Origin of the sequence: Liquorilactobacillus nagelii DSM 13675 (genome assembly GCF_019444005.1) — a bacterium.
GTDB classification, from domain to species: domain Bacteria; phylum Bacillota; class Bacilli; order Lactobacillales; family Lactobacillaceae; genus Liquorilactobacillus; species Liquorilactobacillus nagelii.
Map to the genome: position 1 here is coordinate 1,981,644 of NZ_CP049304.1, position 26,147 is coordinate 2,007,790.

The window sequence follows — 26,147 nt, forward strand, 5'->3', positions numbered from 1 at the left end:
CTTCATTTTACCGATAAATTTTGAAAAAATCATGAATTAAAACCTATAATTAATTTAAAGGAGTTATGACTATTTTAAATAATGGTTAATTTAGTTGCCTTTTCTGGTTCAGTATCAAATAATTGAAAATCATGATCCACTGATAGATCATGTTCTTTCATAATTGAGGCAACTGTTAGGTGTGCTAATTCCTTAATGTTATTATCTTGACTTCGATGCCCCAAATAGATTTTCTTAGTGCGATTTCCTAAAACATCAATTAAAGCTGTGGCACCATCTTCATTTGACAAGTGACCAGTATCACTCAAGATTCGCTGCTTTAGTGACCATGGATATGCACCCATTTGTAACATTTCAGGATCATGATTACATTCGATCAAATAACCACTAGCATTTCTGATTATACCCTCTACTCGATTCGACACATAACCAGTGTCAGTTAGCACGACAAAGGAATGACCATTGTGATGTAGTTGATAAAATTGTGCTGCCGCTGCATCATGTGAAACTCCAAAACTTTCTACATCAAGATCTCCTAATGTTTTAGTTGAGCCCATTTCAAAAATATGACACTGTTCAGCTGGAATTTTACCAATTTTTTTTGCCATTGCCTCCCAGGTTTTACCATTAGCATAGACGTTCAAATGATACTTGCGGGCTAGTACACCTACTCCTCGACAGTGATCACTATGTTCATGCGTAACTAGCAAATCGTCAACATTGTCTAAGTTACGTCCAATTGAACTCATCAGATTGGCAATTTTTTTTCCACTCAGACCTGCATCAACTAATACATGTCTTTGAGGAGTTTCAATATAAGTAACATTCCCACTACTACTGCTTGCCAAAACACTTACTTTCAAATTATCTTCTTGTTTAGCTGTCAAATCTAGCAACGACCTTCCCCATTCTTTTCTTTAAGATAATTAGTTTTGTTCCATAAAAGCACCGGTAAAAGCATTAATTCGTCGATATTGAATACTCCCAGATGAATTACTCTCAACTGCTAATACCCAAGTAGGAATATAAATTACACTCCCATTAACCGTTAATAACCGTGTATAAGCCAAATGTACCCATTTAACCGTGCTATTATTAACAAGCTTATTATACTGGTACAGCCAAATAAGTGCTCGCTTTTGACTAATAATTGGTTTTTGTTCCTTAAGCACTTGTACATTAGATAAATAGCTTTGACTATAATTTAATACATACCCATTTTTGATATTGAACCGAATCTGACCATTAGTTGCATATACTGGCAACTTTCTGATCTTTTGTGTATATACTACCACATTTTTAGTTGAGAGCGATTTGCTATAAACATAGTCTTCTCCGTATAAAACTCTTGTCTTATCTTTTATTAAAATATTCAATGTTGTTTGCGGATTTTTAACATTCTTTAATTTAACACTGTTATCAAAAGAAACTGTTAACTTTTGATCGTTATAAGACCAAAGAACATCGTGTAGTCGAGCCGCTTCATTGCGCAAAGTGTTTTTGACTGGGCTTGCTAAATAGTATCCACTGCTTTTTTTGGTTGATAAGCTACTATATGATATCTGATCATTTTTAATGCTTTTCATAATAGAATCAGTTGTATTATTTGAAAAAGTATTAACTGTTGACTCAACTAAATCATCTTTTTGCATATAGGAGGTAAACAGGAATATATCTAGCACAATAAATGCTATAAAGAAGATCAGTTCAATCTTTTTAAAATTCATTCTGCTACCTCCTAACGCGTATTGCTGGTATCCGTATTTTCTAACAAACTTGAATAACTGCTCCATTTTCCATTAATATTTACAAAATAACTCGGAATCAAGTCGGCAACTAATTTTGACGAATGATTTGTTTGCCAACGATAACCAATTTTTATTCCTTTGATTTTTGCTGGAGCATACCCTGCTTGGATCAATGATTGATAAACCTGAGCAGTCGCTGGTAGAGTTAATTGTCTGCCACTTGAAGGAACCATTACCTGCAAACTATAGATCGAAAAGTTATACTGTTGCCCACCAGCATTTAAAATCTGTATTCTAAACCCACCATAATCATTACTATTGATAATCGGAAAACCTGCCACAAAGCTATGAAAAGTAGCTGTTTCACTTGTTGAATCAAATCTATCAAAACGCACATCATCCAATGAATTTCCGATTGAATTGATTCGAATAAAACTTTGTTTAAGCAAATCACTGTAGCTTAGACTTTCCACATGACTTCGTTTTGTCCCGGTATAGTAGTTTAAATTCGAATAACTAGAAAAAGTTACTTTACCAGTTTTATTACTGATAACCATTCGATTATCTCCACCATCGGAATAAACTGTCTGATTTTTCTGAACCTTAGTAGTAATCGTTGACTGTCCATCTGAGTTTAATAATTCAGGAACTAACGAACTAGCATTAACTTTATTAATTAAATAGCTATAACTAGGTAAAGTTATAGCCTGCTTATATGCAAGCTGATATTGTGAATTTTCCAATTCATACTCAACTGGTAGCTGTTGAATATTTTTATTCTTTAGTTGCTGTTTGATCTTATTCCAAATTAATTGTTTAAAAGTTATTTGGAACACGTTCTTATCCGAATCATTTAGTAAGTAGATTACACCTTTACTATTTAAAGGAATCAGAATTCGATTATATTTTAGATTTTGATATTTAGTAATTTTTTGCTTAAATGCCTGATTAAACAATCGAATTGTCACTGGTGAACCGTAATTCAAAACAATTGCATTGTTTTGCTTTAAAAAAGATTGATAGTCAGTTAAATTTTTATGCCGAGATATCTGTTGCACTTTTTGTTTAGTAATTTGTTGCCGAAAACTCTGCACTAAATCTACATGGCTGCTAACTAACTGATATAAATTATTTGATTCGCTTAGAACCACTTGGGTTGGTAAAAAAACATCACCAATTTCCTTGTGATCGTTATTTTGTAAAGTATCTCCTGTAGCTGTCGTTGCTTTTGAATTATGCTGAAAAGTTGCCGGGTTAAGCCAAATAATTGCCGTCAATAAAATACTAATGATAACCGTAATTATTAGTCCGCTATGCAGCAAAAAATTCCTAAGCTTCATCCCACAGATCCTCCTCATATTCTTGATATGGCAACGAAATGTAGAATGTCGATCCTTTATTCTCAATGCTATCGACCCAAATTCTACCGCCGTGCATTTCAATAACCTCTTTAGAAATTGCTAAGCCTAATCCAGTTCCACCCTGAGCTCGAGAACGAGCCTTATCAACGCGGAAGAAACGATCAAAGATATGTCCAATGTCTTTTTTAGGAATTCCCAATCCTTGATCTGAAATACTCAAAATCACGTGACTGTGAGTTTCCAATAAACGACAAGTAATAACGCCACCATCAGGGGAATATTTAATCGCATTATTCATGATATTATCAATTACCTGGATAAATTTATCCGTATCAATCTCAACCCAAAGTTCTCGTCGTGTAAAGTCTCGTTTAATACTGTAATGTTTATTTTTCTTACTATCTTCAGGTTCATTTTTCAACATCATGTCAAAACGATCTAAGATATAATTATACAATTCGTTTAAATTGACTAACTCCAGCTCTAATTTAGCTGTGCCAGAATCCATTCGTGATAAGCTTAAAAGATCATTAACCATGCGAATCATTCGATCTGTTTCGTCTTGAGTAACTTTCAAAAAACCAGGGGCAACTTTTTCATCTCTCCAAGCCCCGTCATTTAGCGCTTCAATATAGCTGCGCATACTTGTTAAAGGGGTGCGCAATTCATGTGAGACATTAGAAACAAACTCTCTTCGTTCTCGATCAATTCGCTGTTGCTCAGTTACATCATGTAAAACACAGACTAACCCACTAATAAAACCAGATTCTCGTTGAATTAAGGAAAAGTAAGCATTCAAAATTTGGTCATGATTTTCATCTGATAAATCAATAATAATTTGATCTTGATTTTCCAATAAATCTCGCAAAGTGTAGTGCCCGCGAATATTTAAAATATCTAGAATGGATTGTCCTTCCGCAATATTAGCCGCAATATCTAAATCCGCCGATGCAGTTTCATTCATAATGATAACGTTTCCACGCCGATCGGTTGCAATAACGCCATCAGACATATGTGATAAAACACTGTCTAATCGTCGTCTTTCAGCTTCGGATGCTTCTTGAGCTTCCTCAACTCGAACAGATAAATTATTAACTGCCTGAGCTAACTGCCCCAACTCATCTCGACCATAGATTCTGACTTGACCAGAATAATCTCCACGAGCAATTCGCGCTGTTTGTTTTTTCATATCATCAATCGGTTTGGTAATTGCACTTGAAATTAAAATCGCTAAAAACAGCCCTAAACCAGTTGCAATTAGTGAGGCTGTGGCAAAGATAGCTGTCACCTTGTTGAGAGAATCATAGACTGGCTCTAAACTCGCTCGTAAATAAACCGCACCGACCAAGGTATTGTTGTTCCCTCCTGCACTGAATAGCGGAGTAATAGAAACATAATACCGTTTATTATCGGAACGATCATATGTCAACTTTGTGTAGGTTTTGGCATTATACAAAACTTGTTTGATGTCAGCATCTGTCGTCTTTTGACCAACTAAATTTTGATTATTAACGTCGCTGTCACCACGAACGCTTCCCTTAGTGTCAACTACCTGAACCTCGGTAATATTTGAATTGTTAATATCTTCTAACAAATCGCGGATTCGATCATTAGCTTGAGTTACTGAAGATTTAGTCAAGTTATCAATCAGTGAGTTATCTACATAACTGGATAATTCAATTTGCTGTTTAAAAGTTTTTAAATCATCTCTTTTTAACTGTTGCAAAAAATAAGCCCCGACAATTTGAAAAGTAATTAATAACAAAAGTGCAAAAACCAAGGCTATTTTAAAATGAATCGATTGAAAAAAATGTAATTTTTTATTCATGAAAACTCCATAATGATTAATTCAAAAAAGAATTATTCCGCTTCTGGATTACGCAGATAATATCCGACTCCCCGCCGTGTAACCAACCAAACTGGTCGACTTGGGTTGTCCTCAATTTTTTCTCTTAATCGTCGAACAGTGACATCAACTGTCCGAACATCACCAAAATAATCATAACCCCAGACTGTTTGAAGCAAGTGCTCACGAGTCATGACCTGTCCAATGTGTTTAGCTAAATAATAAAGCAGTTCAAACTCTCGATGAGTTAGCTCAATTTTCTGATCACGTTTTGAAACCATATATGCTTCAGGATGAATAATCAAATCACCTATGGCAATATCACTATTCTTATTTTCTTCCTCTTCTTGCTTTGCATTTGCTGCAACTGTTGATTGTCTCCGAAGGTTAGCTTTAACTCGAGCAACTAATTCACGGTTAGAAAATGGTTTAGTAACGTAATCATCAGCTCCCAACTCTAGGCCCAAAACTTTATCAATTTCAGCATCTTTAGCTGTTACCATAATAATCGGCATGTCGTATTTTTTTCTAACTTCCCGTGCTACTTCTAAGCCATCAATTTTAGGTAACATGATATCTAACAAAATCAAATCCGGCTTTACTTCCTCAACTTGATCCAATGCTTCTTGACCATCATACGCTGTATAAACATCAAATCCTTCTTTGGTCAAATTAAATTTGACAATATCTGAAATTGGTTTTTCATCATCAACTACTAGAACTTTTTTCAACTGTCCAAACTCCCTTCTTTTTTTTACAAGGGGAAACCATTATTTTTTTAATCAGCCACTTTATAAACAACAGTAATCGCTACCGCAACTTTAAGCCGTTGGCAATAAAGTTCGCCTTCTATATTATAACCTATCTCTAAATCAAAGCAAAACCACGCTTTTTTTCTGTTAACTGCATGCTATAATGGCTTCTAAATACTTAAATGTCAGGTGGGGATCCTTTTGCTTCAAAAATTATTAATTATACAAGATTTTTCTTGTGCTGGACAAGTTTCATTAAGCAGTGCCTTACCTATATTAGGTGCCGCTGGTTTTCAGCCAGCTGTTTTACCAACCGCTCTGCTATCTACCCATACTGGAGGCTGGGGAAAGAACTCCTTTTATGATCTAAGTACTGAGTTAACTAAAATCATTACCCACTGGTCAACAATTCCTCTTAGTTTTTCTAATGTGTACCTAGGCTATTTAGGTGAGTCTGCTCTTTCTGTAATACTAGATCAACTTAATAAAGTTTTGAGTTCCAACCATCCTTTTATCTTGCTTGATCCTGTAATGGGTGATCACGGTAAACTTTATTCGGGCTTTAGTAAAAAATATCCGCTAATGCTAAGTCACCTAGCAAAAAAAGCCTCCTTGCTTACTCCTAACCTAACTGAAGCTGAACTACTATTAAATCGTAAACTAAGTTCTGGTACTGTTGAAATTAATTATGCTCGACAACTAGTTGTTGAGCTTCAAAGAAAATTTCCTGATGCAGCAATTTTACTTACAGGTGTTAGTCTTGCCCAACAAAAAGTTGCCGTATTCGGTAGTGAAAATATTTCCCGGGAAATTTGGCAACTATCAACCCCCCGATTGCCTGGAAATTATTTTGGAACCGGAGATCTTTTTGCTAGTGCCTTAACAGCTGCTATTCTCAACAATATTCCCCTAAAAAGAGCTGCTGAAATTGCTATGGAATTTATTAATATTAATTTAAAGCAGCGCTGCGCTGCTTCACAGCAAATTGATCTAAGAATTGGACTTGATTATTCTGCCGGTTTGCCATTATTATTAAAACAATTAAAAAAAATTTAAGGGAGGACTTTCAATGCGAGAAAAACCTAACTCATTAAAAAGTATTATTTTTACTGGACTATTTGCAGCAATCATTTATCTTGGCATTTTCATTCTTAGAATTCCAATTCCTGCTATGGTTGGACGACCGTTTATCCACTTTGGAAATACCTTAGCTGCTTTGGCAGTTTTATTTCTTGGTTTTCGCAACGGAACACTTGCGGGTATTATCGGTCTTGGAGGCTTTGATATTTTAAATGGATACGCCGCAACTTCTTGGTTAACAATGCTAGAAGTTATCATCGTTGCAAGCATTATCGAATTGCTCTTTCGGTTCTTTAAATATCAAGACAAACAAAAACAAATTGCTATTATTGCACTTGCTGCTGGAATAACCAAAATTTTCACTTCTTATTGCACTTCGATTATTGAGGCTTTAATGATTGGAACAAACTTCAAGACAGCAATTGTTGCTTCGTTTTTAAGCCTACCTGCAACTGTCATCAATTCTATTTCAACGGCTATTTGTGTTCCAATTCTCTACTTTTTAATAAAAAGGATCTTGCTTACTAGTCATTTTATTGATTAGGCTGTTATCTTTTTTCAAAATTTTACAATTTTTTTCGATTTGCTATTGATAAACCCGATTCATTTATGATATTATACTTCTTGTTGATAAACGAATTGGGTGGCTAGCTCAGCTGGCAGAGCAACGGACTCTTAATCCGTGGGTCCAGGGTTCGATCCCCTGGCCACCCATCAGATAGTACGTAACCAGTAATCATTAGGTATCAAGAATACCGTGGTTGCTGGTTTTTTTGTACTTTAAAATAGATTTATATTACATATAATATCATTAACATTCAAAAAAGTTAGTCAAAAAACAACTTGCGTGGGGCAGTGGCTGTTACGCAGTTTTTTAGTGCAAGTTCAACGATAGCAGCCTAAATCAGCCCTCTTTCGTCCCATTAAACCGGTGTAATTTTAACAATTATGTAAACTGATTATCGATGTCTGTATAGTTTATATGCTTCACAACCTATTTCCTCTCTCAAAATTCCACTTTCATCAGCTAAGGAAGAACTATACCTGCTATTTGTATCATATTTAGTTTGTTTAACATTAATTAAATTTGAATTTTCCACTGGTTCAAGTCACTTTATTTCACAAAAATTATTTTTAAGCATACTCTAAGATTACATTTAATATTTAGGAGGCATTTACATGAGTATACCAACTATTGAACTTAATGATGGACATTTGTTGCCTGCTATTGGTTTAGGAACTTACCAAATTCGTGGTGGAAAAGGAATTGATCAAGTTCTTTCAGCTATTAACGACGGCTATCGCTTACTTGACACCTCAACAAACTATGATAGTGAAGGAATTGTCGGTGAAGCTATTCGTCGTTCTGGAATCCCGCGATCAAATTTTTTTGTTACTACTAAGCTTCCTGGAAAGTATCATCATTTTGATGATACTTTAATGAGTATTCAAGAATCTCTCTGTCGTATGGGCCTCAAGTATTTTGACCTTTATCTAATCCATTGGCCTCTGCCAAAACGTGGGCTTTATCTTGAAGCATGGAAAGCAATGATTATTGCACAAAAGATGGGATTAATTCGCTCAATTGGTGTCTCAAACTTTGAACCAGATCATTTGGATCATTTGATTAATGAAACAGGCGTTACACCAGCTGTTAATCAAATCGAAGTTCACCCTTATTGGGTACAAGAACGAATGCTGCAAGCAAACAAGGATCGTAAAATTATTACTGAAGCGTGGAGTCCTTTAGGTCGTGGCAGTCAGTCCATGAAAGAAAAGGTCATAACTGATTTAGCTGAAAAATATCAAAAATCGCCTGCGCAAATTATCCTTCGTTGGCATCAACTACGAGGAATCGTACCAATTCCTAAATCTAGTAGTTTAAATCATCAACGCCAAAACCTTGATATTTTCGATTTTCAGTTAACTAATAATGAGATCAAGGACATCAATAGTTTAAGCCAAGTTAATGGACGAATCGACAATCAAGACCCCAATGAGTATGAGGAGTTTGAATAACTCTAAATTTAGTTGCCCATTAAATATATCCTTACTACTGAACTTTTTTATTAAATTTCAAGAAAAGTGTTTACAAAACACTAAGTATATGATTTAATTATATACGTTGATAATTTAATTGCTCAGTAGTTCAGTGGTAGAATAATTGACTGTTAATCAAGAGGTCGCAGGTTCGAACCCTGCCTGAGCAGCTAGCTAAAGCATGGTAAAAATTACCATGCTTTTTTTAATATCTCAATTATTTCCACATTGTTTGTAATAATTTAAGCTTTAGATGTTTCACATGAAACACAAAGCAATACTACAAAGACTTTTAATAACAGCACAGCTTATTAGCAAAACAATGCAGATCCGTTAAACTAAAACTTAACGGATCTGCATTGTTCATTTATAAAATTTCTTTGGTTTTAAAGTGAAAAATTTAATATCATTCTAGCTACAATTAAGCTTGTGTCTTAATTGCTTTTTCCAGATCTCGTTTTTTATCTACCGTTAATAGCCCCCAACCTGTGATTTCACTAATTATTGAAAACACTGGACATAATAAACTAAAGAAAACGAACGGTAAATAATTAATAGTTGTCACACCCAAAGTATTTGTCAGAAACACTCCTCCGACACCCCAAGGAACTAAGTAGTTAATAACAGTCCCCCCCTCTTCTAAAACTCGACCTAGAGCATCATTGGACAATCCTCCCTGATTATACGCAACTTTAAAAGCTCTTCCAGGTAAAATAATTGATAAAAACTGCTCACCAACAAAAATGTTTATTCCTAAACATGCTGCTAACCCAGCAACAATTAATTTAAGTTGATTATCTAAATGCTTGCTTAACGGATTCATTAAGGCAGTGATTAAACCGAATTTTACCAATAATCCTCCCAGTGAAAGAGTCAAGACAATTAATGCAACTGTCGGCATCATGCTAACAATCCCACCTCTTGATAATAAAAGATTGACTGATTTACTTGTCGTTTTGGCTACATATCCATCAGTAATGATGTTTGCCAATTTTGCTAGGCCAAGTTGCGGTTGTTGAACTAAAATTATTACGCTGGTAACAAAAATATTCAACAGCATTGTTGGAATTGCAGGCATTTTAAATCCTGCACAAACAAAGACTAAGACAATTGGTAATAAAACCCAAATTGCCAAATCAAAATTAGTCTGCAAAATATGGACTGTTTGATTAATTTTAGTTAAGCTTGCCTGTGAATCATCATGTCCAATCAAAATAAACAATAGTAAACTAATAAAGCCGGCCGGTCCCATTGTCCATAAAAGATCTTTAATATGCTGAAACAAATCAGTATCTACTACCGCTGCAGCCAAGTTATTTGTTTCTGATAGCGGTGAAAGTTTATCACCAAAAATTGCGCCCGCAATTATGGCACCGGCAACCATCGCAGGATTAAGATTCATCGTGATTCCCATGCCCATAAAAGCAATTCCTACTGTTGAAGCTACTGTAAAAGCACTTCCAACTGCACTTCCAACCAACGTACAAACAATAAAAACTGATGGTAAAAACCAGCGAACACTAATTAATTTAAAGCCGATAACCATCAATGTCGGAATCGTTCCTGCTGCGATCCAAGTACTAATCATTGCTCCAATCAAGATAAAAATAAAGATTGGAACAATTCCTTTTTCGATTCCATCTCTTATACCTTCATTGACATTTAACCAATCAAAGCCACGAATTCGTGACCATAAAATCACAAAGCTCATTGCTAACATTACTGGCACCTGTGGTGATAATCCGAAACCAATAACCCCTACTCCCATAATAACCAGCACAATTGCTAAAATTACAGCTGCTTCAAGTCCTTTAATTTTAATTTTCATTTTCTTCTTCCTCTCAATTAAAAATTTAATAGTCTAGCTAATCAATCATAAATATCGTGGAAGTCCGCCAACCTTTATCATAAAAAAACTCCTTTAGTAACAAAAAAGTCCCGATTGCTTTAAAGCAATCGGGACGATTTTCCGTGGTACCACCCAAAATTAAAACTATTTATCAGTTTTCTCTCTTATGACAATTAACGATGTCAACCGTTATTCAAACTCAACTGTGGTATTTCATCATTTTGCCCTGATTGGTTCGCAGCAACCACCAACTTTCTGACACCCAAACAAAACAACTACTAATACAATTTTCAACGCTTAATTATTAAATTAACATTAGATTAGCATTTTATAATTAAACTGTCAACTAATTATAATAAGCTGAGGTTTCACATGAAACATTCTATCTTTTTTATTACTTGCACAACTACTCAAAAAGTATCAGAATGTAAGTAATTTATTATTTTAAAAGGAGTGTATTGTTCTGTCAGTCACAATAACATGTCAAGATACTTTAGCAATTACCGAACATCGTATTATAAATAGTGATTTAAATGAACACGGCACCGTTTACGGTGGACGTTTATTAGAGTTACTCGATGGTACTTCCTCAATATCAGCTGCCCATTTTGCTCGCCATTTAACTGTTACAGCTGCTGTTGATCAATTCAATTTTATTGCTCCCCTAAAATTACATGACTCATTCAAAATAATTTCTTATGTTAGTGGTGCAGGTAAGCGTTCAATTGAAGTTTTTGCAAAAATTATTGGAAGCCAAGATACTTTTGGTGAAAAATTTCTATCGGCAACAGCTTTTCTAACTTTTGTTACTCCCAAATTAGTCACTCTTCCAACTCTTGTTTCAATCAATGAAGAAGAACAAGTAATTTGTAAAAATTATCAACAGCGTCATTCATTACGTCAACAACAGTTAGCAGCAAATAAAGAATTTTATTCTGTGATAAATTTAGATTAATTTATCAATTTTGCTTTTCAAGAAATTTAATCAAAAAAGCGACGGCTTCTTCATATGAGCAAGATTTTTGTTTCATAACCAGCTCCACTGCTTGTTTAGTTGTTTTCGAAAAAGCCATAAAAATCTCTCCTTTAGTTTATCTGAGAATTAACTCACTCTAAATGTTATTTTATACCGTGCCCTTTAAAAAAACGAGCTTTATTTATTGCTAAATTATTTTAAAATCAATAAAAGGTTGCTAGTTGTGGCCATTTTAGCAATTAAAACTTTTTTATTACAATTTCATTTGGTGTTTAGCTCAAAAAATAGGAGTAAAAAGGATTATTTCCTTCTTACTCCTATTTCTATGCCTTGCAGTTAGATTTTAGCCCAAATATTATCTAAAACATTCGTTTGATTACGATCTGGACCAACGGAGAATGTTGAAATTTTAACTCCAACTAATTCTTGAATACGATGAATATAGTTGCGAGCATTTTGTGGTAAGTCCTCTAATTTTTTACAGTGTGTAATATCCTCTTTCCAACCTGGTAAAGTTTCATAAATTGGTTTACACTGGCTTAATTGTTTCAAACTAGCTGGATAATGATAAATCCGTTTCCCATTTAAATCATAAGCTGTACAAATTTTGATTTCATCTAGTCCTGTTAAAACATCAACACAATTTAGACAAAGATTGGTTAGTCCTGAAACTCTCTTCGAATGACGTAAAACAACACTATCAAACCAACCAATACGACGTGGTCGATGTGTAACTGTTCCATATTCATGACCAGCTTCTCGAATAAAGTCCCCAGTAGCATTTTCTAATTCGGTTGGAAATGGTCCATCACCAACCCTTGAAGTATAAGCTTTGCAAGCACCAACAACTTTATCAATTTTTGAAGGGCCTACTCCACTACCGATAGTTACACCTCCAGCCACAGGATTTGATGAAGTTACAAAGGGATAAGTCCCCTGATCAATATCTAACATTACTCCCTGTGCACCCTCAAAAAGAACTCGTTTTCCACTATCTAAAGCATCGTTTAAAACAACAGACGTATCAGTTACGTACTTTTTAAATTGCTGACCATATTCAAAATATGGTTCAAAAATATCATCAAAATTTAGCGGCTCATGGTCGTAAAATTTAATTAATTCTTGGTTTTTTTCCGCTAAATTCCGCTGCAACTTTTCTTCAAAAACTTCTTTGTCCAACAAATCCGCTACTCGAATTCCAATTCTCGCCGCTTTATCCATGTACGCTGGACCAATACCTTTGTTAGTCGTCCCAATTTTGTTTTCTTTTTTTGCTTTTTCTTGTAAACCATCAAATAAAATATGGTAAGGTAAGATAACGTGCGCCCGATCAGAGATTCTTAAATTATCAGTTGATACACCACGTTTGTTAAGATAACTTAACTCTTCAACTAGTGATTTAGGATTAAGGACAACCCCATTACCAATTACACTAATTTTGTCACTGTAGAAGATTCCAGATGGAATTAACCTCAATTTGAAAGTTTCTCCATTAAAAACAATCGTATGACCAGCATTATCTCCACCTTGGTAACGAGCAATTACTTCAGCATTTCGACTTAAAAAATCAGTTATTTTACCTTTTCCTTCATCGCCCCATTGACTACCAACAACTACTACTGATGACATTTAGCTTCACCTCATTGTTTTTTTTAATACAAATTATTAATCAACCTCGATAATTGTAACAATGAAGCCCTATTATTTCAAGTAAATTCCGAAGATTAATTCTTATATTTTAATGTCAAGCAAAAAATAGCGAACTATAGTTAGAATCTAACTATAATTCACTATTTCATCTTATTGTTGATTAGGCACATAAGCAATTGAGGAAAATTTATTATATGATTTTACAAATAGCAACTTGACTGTGCCACGGGGACCAGAACGATTTTTTTCAATAATTACCTCTACTTCCCCAACATCTTGCGTTTCTTCATCTTGTTGCTGTTGATTATCATCATCATCAGAACGCTCATAATAATCATCACGATACAAGAATGCCACAATATCCGCATCTTGTTCAATTGATCCAGATTCACGAATATCCGATAAAACCGGCCGCTTGTCTTGTCGCTGCTCAACACCACGTGACAACTGTGATAATGCAATTACTGGGACTGAGAGTTCCTTAGCTAGTTTTTTTAACTGACGTGAAATTTCTGAAACTTCTTGTTGTCGGTTTTCTTTATTACTTCCCTCAATAAGTTGTAAATAATCAACAACAATTAAGCCCAGATTTCCATTTTCTTTAGCCAACCGCCGACTTTTGGCACGGATTTCTGACATTTTAATTCCGGGAGTATCATCAATAAAAATTGCTGTCTGTGATAATGATCCCATTGCAACAATTAAATTATTCCATTCCTCATCATTTAATTGACCTGTTCGCAAATGATTAGCATTTACACTGCCTTCTGCACACAACATACGATTAACCAATGATTCCGCACTCATTTCAAGTGAGAAAATAGCAACAGCTTTATCCGTTTTTGTACCAACATTCTGTGCAATGTTTAAAGCAAACGCAGTCTTCCCGACAGCTGGCCGAGCAGCTAAAATAATTAAATTATCGGGTTGCAATCCAGCTGTCATTTTATCTAAGTCCTGATAACCCGTTGGTAACCCGGTTATCTCCTCTTTTTTTTGATATAATCGATTTACTTCTTCAATTGCACTATTTAAAACATCCCTTATTGGACGAAAACCATTACTGCTCCGCTGCTCTGAAACCTCCATAATTTGTCTTTCAGCATTATCTAAAAGACTGGTCACGTCATCATCTTGATCATATGCCTGAGAAACAATATTAGTTGCAGTCGTTATTAAATGCCGCATTAATGATTTTTCTTGGACTATTTTGGCATAATAGCCAACATTGGCCGCTGTCGGCACAGCATCAGCTAATTCTGCAATATAACTAACACCACCAACATCCTCTAATTGATTTTGTTCGGTTAGCCGATTGTTAACCGTAACAACATCAATAACTTCATCTTGGTCATTTAGATCGACCATTGTCTGAAAAATTACTTGATGTGCACGGCGATAAAAATCAGCTGGCTGAACATATTCCATCGCATCAACTAAGGCAGCTGTATTTAAAAAAACAGACCCTAAAACAGCCTGTTCCGCTTCAATGTTTTGCGGCGGTAATCGATCTGTCAACAGATTTTTAGCCATTCATTTTCACCTTTCTATCCACTACAACTAAATATTATTTTTCAGCAATATGCACTCTAATTTTAGCTGTAACTTTTGGATGCAACTTAGTTGGAATATTAACATACCCCAAAGATCGAATCGGTTGATTCATTTCCATTTTCCGTTTATCAATTTTAAGACCATACTGTTTTTCTAAAGCTTGCACTACCTGTTTACTGGTAATTGATCCAAACAATCGACCATCTGTTCCAGCTTTAGCCTGTAATTCAACAATCATTTTTCCTGACTCTAACTTTTCTTTTAATTTTTCTGATTCAGCTAATAAAGCAGCGTCTTTCTTTTCTTCTGCCTTCTTTTGTCCCTTTAATTGACTCATTGCTTGTGCGGTTGCTGGCTTAACTTTATGATCTTTAATCAAAAAGTTGGCAAAGCCATCTGGTAAATTTTTGATTTCCCCACGCAAACCTTTTCCTCTAACATCTTGTAAAAAAATAACTTTCATTTTTATCCTCCTTTTAGTATTACAAATCCTTATTCTGTTGCAAAATTTCTACTAATTTCTGCTGAACTTGTTTAACTGTTGTATCATCCATTTGTGTCGCTGCATTTGATAAGTGACCACCGCCACCCATCTCTTCCATTACAACTTGTACATTTTTGGTTCCGTTGCTGCGAGCCGAAATACCAACTTTGCCATCCTGACGCTTAGTTATCACAAATGAAGCTTCAACTCCGCTAACATTTAATAATTCATCAGCTGCTTGGGCGGCTGTTACTGGATCATAATTTCGATCAGCTTCCCCAGTCGACAGAGCTAATTCAGAACCAATAAACTCAACTCGATCAATTAGATGGTTACGCTGCATAAAACTATCAACATTTTCTTTCATGAAGTGATGTGTCATCGTCAAATCAGCCCCTACCGAACGAAGATAGCTAGCAGCATCAAATGTCCTCGTTCCGGTCCTGAGTGAAAATGACTTGGTATCAATAATAATCCCAGTCAGCATAGCCGTCGCCTCAATTTTATTAATTGGATCGCTATCCCGTGACTGATACTCAAACATCTCCGTAATTAATTCACAGGTTGAAGATGCATATGGCTCAATATAAACTAGTACTGGATTCTCAGGAAACTCTTCTCCTCGTCGATGATGATCTATGACCATTACACGGTTGGAAAGTTTCTGATATAGTTCTGGGCTAACTGAAATTGATGGTTTCGAGTGATCAACCATTAGAAGCAGACTGTGTGAAGTAGCTTTTTCCAATGCCTCTTCAGAAGTGATAATCCTTCCTTTGATTTCGGGATACTGAGCTAATTCATCCATTAATCGCACAACATCTGAATGCAATGCTGTTTGGTCTAAAACTATCCAACATTCTTTTTGATTCATCTTGGCAATTCGTCTAATTCCCAAACAAGCACCAATGGAGTCCATGTCTGGTCTTTTATGCCCCATAACAAAAACTTGATCAGCTTGGTGAACTAACTCTTGAAGTGCTTGAGCAATCATTCTAGCTCGCACTCGTGTCCGCTTTTCCATTGGATTAGTTTTGCCGCCATAAAATCTAGCTTGTCCGTCTGGAGTTTTAACAACTACCTGATCTCCTCCACGACCTAAAGCTAAGTCTAAATTACTTTGAGCTGTCTGAGCAAGTAAAGACAAATCATCATCACCATATGCAAGACCGATACTTAACGTTAGAGGAAAATTTTGCTTAGAAGTACGTTCACGAATCAAATCTAAAATTTTAAATTTTTCTGTTTCCAGTTGCTGTAAAACTTTAGTATACGCAATAACAAGAAAATGATCGTTATCTATTCGTTTTAAAAACATCTCATATTTACGAGACCAATTAGTCAATTCATTCGTAACGTAATTATTTAAATTGGAAATTGTTTTATCAGTCATTGATTGGGTAATTTCATCATAATTGTCTAAAAAAATCTGACCTAAAACAACATCAGTTTCTAAATCATGTTGTTTGATTCTTGAATACTCAGAGATATCCATTAAATAAACAGCATGAATCTCTTTTTGGATTAACAACTGAAAACTTTTATCGCCCCAAACTACTTCTACTGGATGTTTTTTATCAAAATTTTTCTCGATTAATTTTGCTAGTTGATCGTCAATTGTTTGCAGATTCTTTCCTAGAACTTCCTGCTTGCCAAAATATTTTTGTAAATACGGATTAATCCACTCGACTTCATTTTGAGCATTAAAAAATAAAATTCCAATTGGCATTTTAATCAATGCCTCTTGTTCACCTCGTTTAATTCGATAAGATAAGTCCGAAATATATTCATTCGTATCCTCAGTAATTTCTTTGAGCGTCAGAAATGCTGCACCGATAGTTAAGCAAACCAAAATTAATAGAACAAATCCCAAAATAAAGTTAAGTAAGAACGCCATTATTTCACAGACAATTGCCAATCCTAACAAAAAAGCTGCAATTAGTCTTAACTGACTATTTTTCATAAAACTGGGTAAATGCCAGAAGTTTTTCGAAAAGACTTTTTTCATGACTTTTTTTCCCCACATTCATTTCTTCTTAGCAATTAATTATCCTTGCCACAAATTTATTAAACCATTTGAATTCAATTTTATCACAAACAACTAAACTTTACTAAAGCAAAAACGCTGATCAATACCGATAAAAATCGGTATTGATCAGCGTTTTTGACCAACTATTAATCTTCTGTAACAAATGGTAAAAGACCCATAATTCTTGCCCGTTTAATTGCAATTGTTAAACGACGCTGGTTTTTAGCACTTGTGCCAGTTACTCGACGAGGAAGAATTTTTCCTCTTTCAGAAACAAATCGTTTTAATAAATCGGTATCTTTGTAATCAATGTATTCAATATGATTAGCCGCAATAAAATCGACTTTACGACGACGGCGACCGCCTCTACGCTGTTGTACCATTTCACAAACCTCCTTTGTTTAAAATGGTAAATCATCATCTGAAATATCAATCTGTTGTCCACCATCAGCAAAAGGATCTACGTTTTTTGTTGAATTATTGTTGCTACCCTGACTATTATTTGTCGCAGAAGCACCACTACCAGCTGGACCAGCAAAATTATTGCTTGGCTGATTGACATTCGATTGGGTACTAGAAACTTGATCATTAGGATGCTGTTGTCGATATTGCTCAGATTGCGATTTCGATTCTAACAAAGAGAAGCTGTCAACAACGATTTCTGTAACATATACTCTAACTCCTTGCTGATTCTCATAAGATCTAGTCTGAATTCTACCATCTACTCCCACTAGTGAACCTTTATGAGTGAAATTAGCAAAATTTTCAGCTGCTTTTCTCCAAATTACACAATTAATGAAATCCGCTTCGCGATCTCCTTGTTGATTAGTAAATTGACGATTAACAGCAAGTGTAAAACTAGCAACCGCGACTCCACTTGATGTATATCTTAATTCTGGATCACGCGTTAAACGACCAACTAACACCGCTCGATTGATCAAAGTTCAGTTCCCCCTTCGGAATTTAAATATTATTAAGCTTCACGTTTAACAATCATATGACGCAAAATGCCATCACTGAACTTAGCCAGACGGTCAAATTCATCAATTCCGCGAGCATCTTCAGCTTTAACATTTACGATATGGTAAATACCTTCAGTAAAGCCACCGATTTCATATGCGAAACGACGTTTAGACCAGTCTTTTGAATCAATTACTTCAGTCCCATTATCTTTCAAAACGTTATCAAAACGTTCAACTAAAGCTGCTTTAGCAGCTTCATCCAAAGCCGGGCTGATAATATAAGTAATTTCATATTTCATGACTGTTTACACCTCCTTATGGACTTATGGTTCTTAAACTTAAGAACAAGGAAAGTAATCCAAACTATTTCTAGTTAGATACTAACAAGCTTAAAGTTTAACATTATTTGATTCAGATTGCAAGACTCAGTTCATGATTTTATTCAGCTAATATTAAATACGCTAAATAAATCTGTTTTTTTTATTCTTCTGTTGTCGAAGCACTTTCATCAACTTCGTTTTCATCATCAATTTCTTCTACAGCAACTTTAGCCATCGTTGCTACACTTGTTTCATCAGCAACTTTAATTAAGTGCACTCCTAAAGTTGCGCGTCCAGTTGTCGAGACACTTTGAATGTTAAATCTGATCATAACGCCCTTGTCAGTAATTAACATAATATCTTCATCACCTTGAACTGTTGTTAAGCCAATTAATGGGCCATTTTTAGCTGTAACATTGGCTGTCTTGATACCTTTTCCCCCACGTCCTTTAATTGGATACTCTGCAGCTGAAGTCTGTTTACCATAACCTTTTTCGCTTACAATAAAGACTTTACTATCAGCACTCAGAATTGCTGCTCCAACAACATAATCATTCTCTCGCAGACGAATACCGCGAACCCCGCTAGCTGTCCTTCCCATTGGTCGAACATTTTCCTCAGAAAAGCTGACCGCATAGCCTTGGTGCGTTCCAATAATCAAATTACGCTGATCATTGGTAATTAAAACACTGATTAGCTCATCATCATCTTTTAAAGTAATTGCCTTGAGACCATTCTTTCGGATATTGCTGAATTCATCAACAACTGTTCTTTTTACTGTTCCCTGTTTTGTCGTAAAAAACAAATAGCTTTGATGTTGAGCATGACTTTGTTTTATTTCCCGGGAAACATTAATAATCGTCTGCACTTTTTCTTTGGCATCAATTCCTAATAGATTAATCACTGGAATTCCTTTAGCCATCCGACTATACTCGGGAATTTCATATCCTTTCATTCGATAAACCTTACCTAAATTCGTAAAGAATAACAATTCATCATGAGTGGATGTGCTAATTAAATGCTCAATAAAATCATCGGCATGAACCCCCATGCCCTGAATTCCACGGCCGCCACGATGCTGTGTTTTAAACTCACTGGTTGCTAGTCGTTTAATATAGCCATTATGGGTTAACACTACCATCACATTTTCTTCTTCAATCAGGTCTTCATCTTCAATGCTGAGAACTTCCCCAACCATTAATTCTGTCCGCCGTTGATCCCCAAACTTCGATTGAATTTCAAGCAGCTCTTCATAAATAATTTGATCAATTCGCTCATTATGCGCTAGAATGTCTTGATAATCAGCAATAGCTTCCAATAATTTCTGATACTCATCCTCAATTTTTTCACGTTCAAGTCCAGTCAAACGAACCAAACGCATATCTAAAATTGCTTGTGCCTGTTTATCCGATAATGCATAATTATCAATTAATTTATTTTTAGCAATCTCTCCACTTTGTGAATGGCGAATAATATTAATGATTTCATCAATATGATCTAATGCTATCCGTAATCCTTCTAAAATATGAGCACGAGCCTGTGCTTTTTTTAAATCAAACTCAGTCCGCCGGCGAATAACTTCTTCTTGGTGTTTGAGATAATAAACTAAAATTTGTTTTAAGGTCAGAATTCTTGGAGTACCATTAACAATTGCCAACATATTAAAATTGAACGTTGTTTGCATTAATGTTAATTTGTACAAATTGTTTAATACTACAGATGCACTCATATCTCGACGCACATCAATTGTAATCCGCATTCCTTCACGATCTGATTCATCATGGATATCAGTAATCCCGTCAATTTTCTTTTCACGGGCTAAATCAGCTATTCTTGTAATCAATTTTGCTTTATTTACCATGTAAGGAAGCTCGTTAACAATAATTTGTTCACGGCCATTCTTTTGAGTTTCAATTTCAACCTTCGCTCTCAAAATAACGGTACCCTTGCCAGTTTCATAAGCTTTTCTAATTCCTGATTTTCCCATAACAATTCCGCCTGTAGGAAAATCTGGTCCCTTAATTGCTTCCATCAAATCAGCAGTAGTTGCTTCTGGATTTTTCATTAAAATATGCAAGCCAGAAATAACCTCTGTTAAATTATGTGGTGGAATATTGGTCGTCATTCCAACAGCAATCCCAGTTGCCCCATTGACTAATAGATTTGGAAAACGAGCCGGTAACACAACAGGTTCTCTTTCCGAGCCATCATAGTTAGGAATAAAATCAATTGTGTTTTTATTGATATCCCGCAACATTTCCATCGCAATTTTGCTCATTCGGGCTTCCGTATAACGCATTGCTGCAGCCCCATCTCCGTCAACTGAGCCAAAATTTCCGTGCCCATCAACTAACATATAGCGATAGCTGAAATCTTGTGCCATCCGAACCATCGATTCATAAATTGCAGAATCTCCATGAGGATGAAATTTCCCCATAACATCCCCCACAATTCTGGCAGACTTTTTATATGGCTTGTCAGGCGTAACACCTAATTCGTTCATTCCATAAAGAATTCGACGATGAACGGGTTTTAACCCGTCTCTAACATCTGGCAATGCTCGTGCAACAATGACACTCATTGCATAATCCAAGAAAGATTTACGCATAATTCCAGACAAATCTGCCTGTTTAATACGATCTGGTAAATCTACCAAGTTTTTGACCTCCCCATTTTTAAACCCTCGGTTAATTTAATATTTCCCAGGAAATATTAAACATCAAGATTTTCAACAAAAGTAGCATTTTTTTCAATAAATTCGCGTCGTGGTTCAACTTTGTCACCCATCAACATTTCAAAAACTTGATTTGCTTCTTCAGCATCTGATAATTCTACTTGCAACAAGCGCCGATGTTCTGGGTCCATTGTCGTTTCCCAAAGCTGTTCTGCATCCATTTCACCTAAACCTTTGTAACGCTGAATTGTTGGTTTAGGGGTTGGCGGCAGCTGCCCCACAACTTGATCAAGTTCTTCATCAGTATCAATGTATCTAATCATCTTTCCTTGACGAACTTGATACAGTGGTGGCTGCGCAATAAATACATATCCATGATCAATCATTGGTCGCATAAAGCGATAAAACAGTGTCAATAATAACGTCCTAATATGAGCTCCATCAACATCAGCATCAGTCATAATTATCAATTTGTGATAATTAGCTTTTTCAATATTGAAATCATTGCCAAAACCCGTCCCTAAAGCAGTGAAAAGTGAGCGAATTTCTTCATTAGCCAATATCCGATCAAGTGTTGCTTTCTCAACATTTAAGATTTTCCCTCTAATTGGTAAAATTGCTTGCGTCAATCGTGAGCGTCCCTGTTTCGCTGAGCCTCCCGCAGAATCACCCTCAACAATAAATAATTCTGAGATCGCTGGATCTTTACTGGTATTATCCGCTAACTTGCCCGGTAAGTTACTTATTTCCAGACCATTCTTTTTCCGTGTGACTTCACGAGCTCGTTTTGCGGCTACCCGGGCTTTAGATGCTAACATTCCTTTTTCAACAATTTTTCGTGCTACCGTTGGATTTTCCATCATAAATTTAGAAAAGTGTTCTGAAAAAAGTCGATCCGTTGCTGTACGCGCATCTGAATTTCCCAACTTAGTCTTTGTTTGACCTTCAAACTGGGGATCTGGATGCTTAATGCTAATCACAGCTGTCATGCCTTCTCGAACGTCTTCACCAGAAAGATTATCTTCATTTTCTTTCATCAACTTATTTTTACGGGCGTAATCATTAATAACTCTTGTCAAAGCAGTTTTGAACCCGGCTTCGTGCGTCCCACCTTCATAAGTGTGAATATTATTTGCAAAAGTCAGTAAATTTGAATGAAAGTCATTGGTGTACTGTAATGCAACTTCAACTGTTATTCCTTTTTGCTGTCCTTCCAAGTAAATCGGTTCCTCAAATAAAACTTCTTTCTTTTTATTTAAGAATTCAACGTAATGCTTTATTCCGCCTTCATAGTGAAATTCTTTATAGGTCGTTTTTTCAGGTCGTTGATCACTAATTGTAATTTTTAAGCCCTTATTTAGAAAAGCTAATTCCCGAATTCTCGTCGTTAGAACATTAATATCGTAGTTTGTTGTTTCGGTAAAGATATCTGGATCTGGCACAAAATGAACAATTGTCCCATGTTCATGTTCACCACAATTGCCAACAACCTGCATTTCATGGTCAACTTTTCCTCTTCGAAAGTCCATTGCATAAACTTTACCGTTTCGTTCTACTTTAACATCTAAGGTAGTTGCCAATGCGTTAACAACTGACGCACCAACACCATGCAAACCACCAGAAACCTTATATCCGCCACCGCCAAATTTACCACCAGCATGTAAAATTGTGAAAACAGTTTCTAAAGCCGGTCGCCCAGTTTTAGGTTGGATATCAACCGGTATTCCTCGACCATTATCTTTAACGGTAATACTATTGTCCTTTTCGACAGTTACATTAATTTCATCAGCAAATCCTGCTAAAGCTTCATCAATCCCATTATCAATAATTTCCCAAACTAAATGGTGGAGTCCTTGAGAACTAGTTGAGCCAATGTACATTCCGGGACGCTTACGAACTGCTTCAAGTCCTTCAAGAACTTGAATTTGACTTGCATCATATTCTTTAGCTTTCTGTTCTTTAGCAAGTTCTTGTTTTTCTTTATCTGTCACTCTTTATTTTCCTCCTTTGGTACTGGTTCACTAATTTTTCCTTGATTGATAATAAAGACTTTTGGATCTTTAATTAACTGACGTGCAACATCATTCAAACTCGGTGTTGTCAAAAATGTTTGCACGCGATTCTGAATTGATTTAATTAAACTCGTTTGTCTGGCTCCATCCAATTCAGACAAAACATCATCTAGTAATAAAATTGGATATTCTCCTGTTTCTTGATGCATTAAATCGACTTCAGCTAATTTTACTGACAAAGCAGCTGTTCGCTGTTGACCTTGAGACCCATAAAGTTGGACATTTTTTTCATTAATTAGAAAAGCCAAGTCATCTCGATGAGGTCCACTTAATGTCGTTCCTTGAAAAATTTCTTTTTTTTGTTGCTGTCTATATTGTTCTTTGAGCTTTTTGTAAATCCAATCTGTTTTAATCATCTTTTGATCTTCAAGATTAATTGTTGAATCATATCTCAACTTTAAACTTTCTTGCTGATTTGTAATCTGCAATTGCAATTTAGCTGCAAACTTGCCTAGCTTTGTAAGAAAGCCCAATCGACGAATAATAATTTCAGCTCCAAAAGCAGCTAATTGATCTGAAAAAACATCAAGCAACAGTAAATCTGTAACCTTTTTTTGCTGTAATTGTTTTAGGTAACGATTTCTTTGTTTTAAAACAGCTTTATATTGGGATAAATTATATAAATAATTCGCATCGATTTGACCAAACTCCATATCAATAAATCGACGTCGAACGGCAGGAGAACCCTTTACTAGGGATAAATCTTCAGGAGCAAATAATATTACGTTCATTTTACCAATATATTGTGAAAGTTTTGCTTGCTCTAATTGATTTACTCGTGCTTTTTTACCTTTATTGCTTAAATCTATTCCTAATTTAGTTTTACCTAATTGATTAATCAAAGTTCCTCTAATCGTTGCTGAATTAGTTTTAAAACGCAGTAACTCATGATCATTATTTGTCCGATGACTACGGGTCATTGCTAGCACATAGATCGCTTCTAACAAGTTTGTTTTCCCTTGGGCATTTTTTCCAATCAAAATATTAGTCGCTGGTGAAAATGTTAGCTTTGCTTCTGAATAATTGCGAAAATTATTTATAGACAATTCTTCTAAATACATTAGCTACTCTCTTCGCTTGAACTCAAACGCCAAGTTCCAATATTCGGAAGATCTATCTGATCACCAGAATATAATTTTCTTCCTCTTCTGTTCTCATGCTCATTGTTAACTAACACATCATTTTCCTGTAAAAACCATTTTGCTTGTCCGCCGGAACTGATTACATCAATATGTTTTAAAAACTGGCCTAAAGTCATATATGGAGTTTTTAATTTTATAAGCTGTTTCATCTGCTTCACCCACCTTTGAAAACATCTAGAATAATTATAACCTTTTTAGCAGTTAATGACAATTTGAATCGCTATTTTGGGCGTTTTAAGCAATTTTATTGCAAGACAATATCCTTTAATCTGCAATAGCTAAAATTGCTCAGAATGTAAGTATATGGCCTGTAAAAAAATGAATTACTTTTTAAAGTACTGTCCGAAGATAATTAATAATTACAAAAGAAGCCATAACAATAATAATTTTGTTATGGCTTCTTTTGCCTAGCCTAAATGCTATTAAAAGGTTCTAACTGGTGTAATCAATTGAATAAAATCATTTTTATTTTCACTAGGAATTAAAATAAACGGACGTAATGGTTGAGTAAAATCAATTTTAACTGTTGACTGTCCAAAAGATCGTAATGCATCTTTCATATAATCAGGATTAAAAGAAATTTCTAGTTCTTTTCCTGTTAACTTTTGAAATTTTAATTTTTCCTCGACATTTCCAATTTCTGGTGTATTCCCGAAAATCTGAGCCGTCTGTTGTTCAGGAGCTAATGTTAATTTAACAATATTGTAATTACCTTCATGTGATAACAATGATGCACGTTCAATTGCAGCTAAAAACTCCACTGCGTTAACTTCTAATTCTGTTTCTGAATTTTGAGGAATTAATTGAGTGGTATCAGGATAGTTTCCTTCTAATAAACGAGAATAAAAAACCGTTTGGGCAAAAGAACATAAAATTTGATTTTCAGAAATTCTTAACTCTATTTCAGTTGTGCTATCTGGGAGCATTTTAGCTAATTCAATTAATGAACGACTTGGAACAATAATATCGTAGCTCGCTGTTTGATTTTCTAATGGGATCTTTCGTTGACTAAGTCGATGACTATCAGTTGCAACAGCTGTTAGTTGCTGATTTTCAATTACTAAGTGAACTCCTGTTAAAATAGGTCGACTTTCTTGATCAGAAGCAGCAATTGTTGTTTGATTAATAACTTTTTTGAATAAATCAGCAGGTAACGTTAATTGTTGTGAACTTTCTACTTCAGGTAAATGCGGGTATTCAACTGCATCTAGTCCATTAACAGTAAACGAAGCAGGCCCAGATAGAATTGTTGTTTGCAAATTTTCATTAACTTCTATAGAAAAATTATCTGTCGGTAGTTTTTTGACAATTTCGCTAAAAAATCTAGCTGGTAAAACAACTGAGCCAGGTTGCAAAATTTCTAATTGTGCATTTTCATTAGTTGTTGAAATAACTGTTTGAATTGAAATATCTGCATCACTACCAGTTAATGTAAGTTTATCTGCTGTTAATTCCAGTTTTAACCCCGTTAAAATAGGAATTGTTGTTTTTGTAGAGATAGCTCTTTGGACATTATTTAGTTGCTGTAAAAAAGCTGATCTTTTAATAGCAAATTTCATAGAAAATCCTCCTAAAATAATATTAATTAATAATAGAATTTATAGTAAT

22 protein-coding genes, 2 tRNA genes and 1 other annotated feature are annotated in these 26,147 nt (G+C 35.1%); of the genes, 6 read left to right on the forward strand and 18 right to left on the reverse strand.

Annotated elements, in window-relative coordinates:
• Window positions 1-74: 74 nt before the first annotated feature.
• The 5 genes from G6O73_RS09960 to yycF are packed head-to-tail and all read right to left on the reverse strand — an operon-like array spanning window position 75 to window position 5,686.
• The gene (locus G6O73_RS09960; protein ID WP_057884950.1) at window positions 75-887 is read right to left on the reverse strand and encodes an MBL fold metallo-hydrolase; all 813 of its coding nucleotides are present in this window, start codon (window positions 885-887) and stop codon (window positions 75-77) included.
• A 39-nt stretch (window positions 888-926) separates the two neighbouring features.
• Window positions 927-1,727: a two-component system regulatory protein YycI gene (locus G6O73_RS09965; RefSeq protein WP_057884887.1), complete on the reverse strand. Its 801-nt coding sequence runs from the start codon at window positions 1,725-1,727 to the stop codon at window positions 927-929.
• A gap of 11 nt (window positions 1,728-1,738) precedes the next feature.
• Window positions 1,739-3,088 (reverse strand): YycH family regulatory protein, encoded by a 1,350-nt coding sequence (locus G6O73_RS09970; RefSeq protein WP_057884888.1) that lies wholly within the window; start codon window positions 3,086-3,088, stop codon window positions 1,739-1,741.
• Window positions 3,078-4,937 carry a cell wall metabolism sensor histidine kinase WalK gene (gene walK / locus G6O73_RS09975; protein WP_057884889.1) on the reverse strand — a complete coding sequence of 620 codons (1,860 nt, stop codon included), beginning with the start codon at window positions 4,935-4,937 and terminating at the stop codon, window positions 3,078-3,080. Before walK ends, G6O73_RS09970 begins: the two co-directional genes overlap by 11 nt.
• 32 nt (window positions 4,938-4,969) lie before the next feature.
• Window positions 4,970-5,686, reverse strand: coding sequence for a response regulator YycF (gene yycF, locus G6O73_RS09980; protein ID WP_057884890.1), 717 nt, complete (start codon window positions 5,684-5,686; stop codon window positions 4,970-4,972).
• Window positions 5,687-5,908: 222 nt separating this feature from the next.
• Between yycF and G6O73_RS09985 the strand changes: the two genes are divergently transcribed.
• The 5 genes from G6O73_RS09985 to G6O73_RS10005 all read left to right on the forward strand — a co-directional run bounded on the left by G6O73_RS09985 (window position 5,909) and on the right by G6O73_RS10005 (window position 8,997).
• The gene (locus G6O73_RS09985; RefSeq protein WP_057884891.1) at window positions 5,909-6,763 is read left to right on the forward strand and encodes a PfkB family carbohydrate kinase; all 855 of its coding nucleotides are present in this window, start codon (window positions 5,909-5,911) and stop codon (window positions 6,761-6,763) included.
• A 13-nt stretch (window positions 6,764-6,776) separates the two neighbouring features.
• Complete coding sequence (locus G6O73_RS09990; protein ID WP_057884892.1) at window positions 6,777-7,331, forward strand: ECF transporter S component; 555 nt, start codon at window positions 6,777-6,779, stop codon at window positions 7,329-7,331.
• Between the two features lie 97 nt (window positions 7,332-7,428).
• Window positions 7,429-7,501 (forward strand) — tRNA-Lys (locus G6O73_RS09995).
• A gap of 465 nt (window positions 7,502-7,966) precedes the next feature.
• Entirely contained in the window at window positions 7,967-8,806 is an 840-nt protein-coding gene (locus G6O73_RS10000; protein ID WP_057884893.1) for an aldo/keto reductase, read from the forward strand.
• A gap of 119 nt (window positions 8,807-8,925) precedes the next feature.
• Window positions 8,926-8,997: transfer RNA gene (locus tag G6O73_RS10005), tRNA-Asn, on the forward strand.
• Window positions 8,998-9,248: 251 nt separating this feature from the next.
• Here the strand turns inward: G6O73_RS10005 and nhaC are convergent.
• Window positions 9,249-10,655 (reverse strand): Na+/H+ antiporter NhaC, encoded by a 1,407-nt coding sequence (nhaC, locus tag G6O73_RS10010; protein WP_057884894.1) that lies wholly within the window; start codon window positions 10,653-10,655, stop codon window positions 9,249-9,251.
• Between the two features lie 126 nt (window positions 10,656-10,781).
• Window positions 10,782-10,979: a binding site (T-box leader), on the reverse strand.
• Between the two features lie 160 nt (window positions 10,980-11,139).
• Here nhaC and G6O73_RS13090 point away from each other — a divergent pair.
• Complete coding sequence (locus G6O73_RS13090) at window positions 11,140-11,631, forward strand: acyl-CoA thioesterase (protein WP_083478431.1); 492 nt, start codon at window positions 11,140-11,142, stop codon at window positions 11,629-11,631.
• Window positions 11,632-11,988: 357 nt separating this feature from the next.
• Here the strand turns inward: G6O73_RS13090 and G6O73_RS10020 are convergent, their stop codons facing one another.
• The 12 genes from G6O73_RS10020 to dnaN form a co-directional block, all read right to left on the reverse strand.
• Window positions 11,989-13,281, reverse strand: coding sequence for an adenylosuccinate synthase (locus G6O73_RS10020; protein WP_057884895.1), 1,293 nt, complete (start codon window positions 13,279-13,281; stop codon window positions 11,989-11,991).
• 171 nt (window positions 13,282-13,452) lie between these two features.
• Window positions 13,453-14,835: a replicative DNA helicase gene (gene dnaB / locus G6O73_RS10025; RefSeq protein ID WP_057884896.1), complete on the reverse strand. Its 1,383-nt coding sequence runs from the start codon at window positions 14,833-14,835 to the stop codon at window positions 13,453-13,455.
• Between the two features lie 34 nt (window positions 14,836-14,869).
• Window positions 14,870-15,319, reverse strand: a complete 450-nt coding sequence (gene rplI, locus G6O73_RS10030; RefSeq protein ID WP_057884897.1) for a 50S ribosomal protein L9 — start codon at window positions 15,317-15,319, stop codon at window positions 14,870-14,872.
• Window positions 15,320-15,338: 19 nt separating this feature from the next.
• The gene (locus tag G6O73_RS10035) at window positions 15,339-17,348 is read right to left on the reverse strand and encodes a DHH family phosphoesterase (RefSeq protein WP_057884951.1); all 2,010 of its coding nucleotides are present in this window, start codon (window positions 17,346-17,348) and stop codon (window positions 15,339-15,341) included.
• Window positions 17,349-17,515: 167 nt separating this feature from the next.
• On the reverse strand, window positions 17,516-17,752 hold the full coding sequence (rpsR, locus tag G6O73_RS10040; protein WP_057872175.1) for a 30S ribosomal protein S18: 237 nt from the start codon (window positions 17,750-17,752) through the stop codon (window positions 17,516-17,518).
• Between the two features lie 18 nt (window positions 17,753-17,770).
• Window positions 17,771-18,310: a single-stranded DNA-binding protein gene (ssb, locus tag G6O73_RS10045; RefSeq protein ID WP_057884898.1), complete on the reverse strand. Its 540-nt coding sequence runs from the start codon at window positions 18,308-18,310 to the stop codon at window positions 17,771-17,773.
• Window positions 18,311-18,342: 32 nt separating this feature from the next.
• The gene (rpsF, locus tag G6O73_RS10050) at window positions 18,343-18,630 is read right to left on the reverse strand and encodes a 30S ribosomal protein S6 (RefSeq protein ID WP_057884899.1); all 288 of its coding nucleotides are present in this window, start codon (window positions 18,628-18,630) and stop codon (window positions 18,343-18,345) included.
• 181 nt (window positions 18,631-18,811) lie between these two features.
• The gene (gyrA, locus tag G6O73_RS10055) at window positions 18,812-21,307 is read right to left on the reverse strand and encodes a DNA gyrase subunit A (RefSeq protein WP_057884900.1); all 2,496 of its coding nucleotides are present in this window, start codon (window positions 21,305-21,307) and stop codon (window positions 18,812-18,814) included.
• A gap of 56 nt (window positions 21,308-21,363) precedes the next feature.
• Window positions 21,364-23,316: a DNA topoisomerase (ATP-hydrolyzing) subunit B gene (gyrB, locus tag G6O73_RS10060; protein WP_057884901.1), complete on the reverse strand. Its 1,953-nt coding sequence runs from the start codon at window positions 23,314-23,316 to the stop codon at window positions 21,364-21,366.
• A complete protein-coding gene (gene recF / locus G6O73_RS10065) occupies window positions 23,313-24,458 on the reverse strand; it encodes a DNA replication/repair protein RecF (RefSeq protein WP_057884902.1) in 1,146 nt (381 codons plus the stop codon). Before recF ends, gyrB begins: the two co-directional genes overlap by 4 nt.
• Window positions 24,458-24,688: a S4 domain-containing protein YaaA gene (gene yaaA, locus G6O73_RS10070; protein WP_057884903.1), complete on the reverse strand. Its 231-nt coding sequence runs from the start codon at window positions 24,686-24,688 to the stop codon at window positions 24,458-24,460. The genes recF and yaaA overlap by 1 nt, the downstream gene beginning before the upstream one ends.
• A gap of 273 nt (window positions 24,689-24,961) precedes the next feature.
• Window positions 24,962-26,098 (reverse strand): DNA polymerase III subunit beta, encoded by a 1,137-nt coding sequence (gene dnaN / locus G6O73_RS10075; protein WP_057884904.1) that lies wholly within the window; start codon window positions 26,096-26,098, stop codon window positions 24,962-24,964.
• Window positions 26,099-26,147 lie beyond the last annotated feature (49 nt).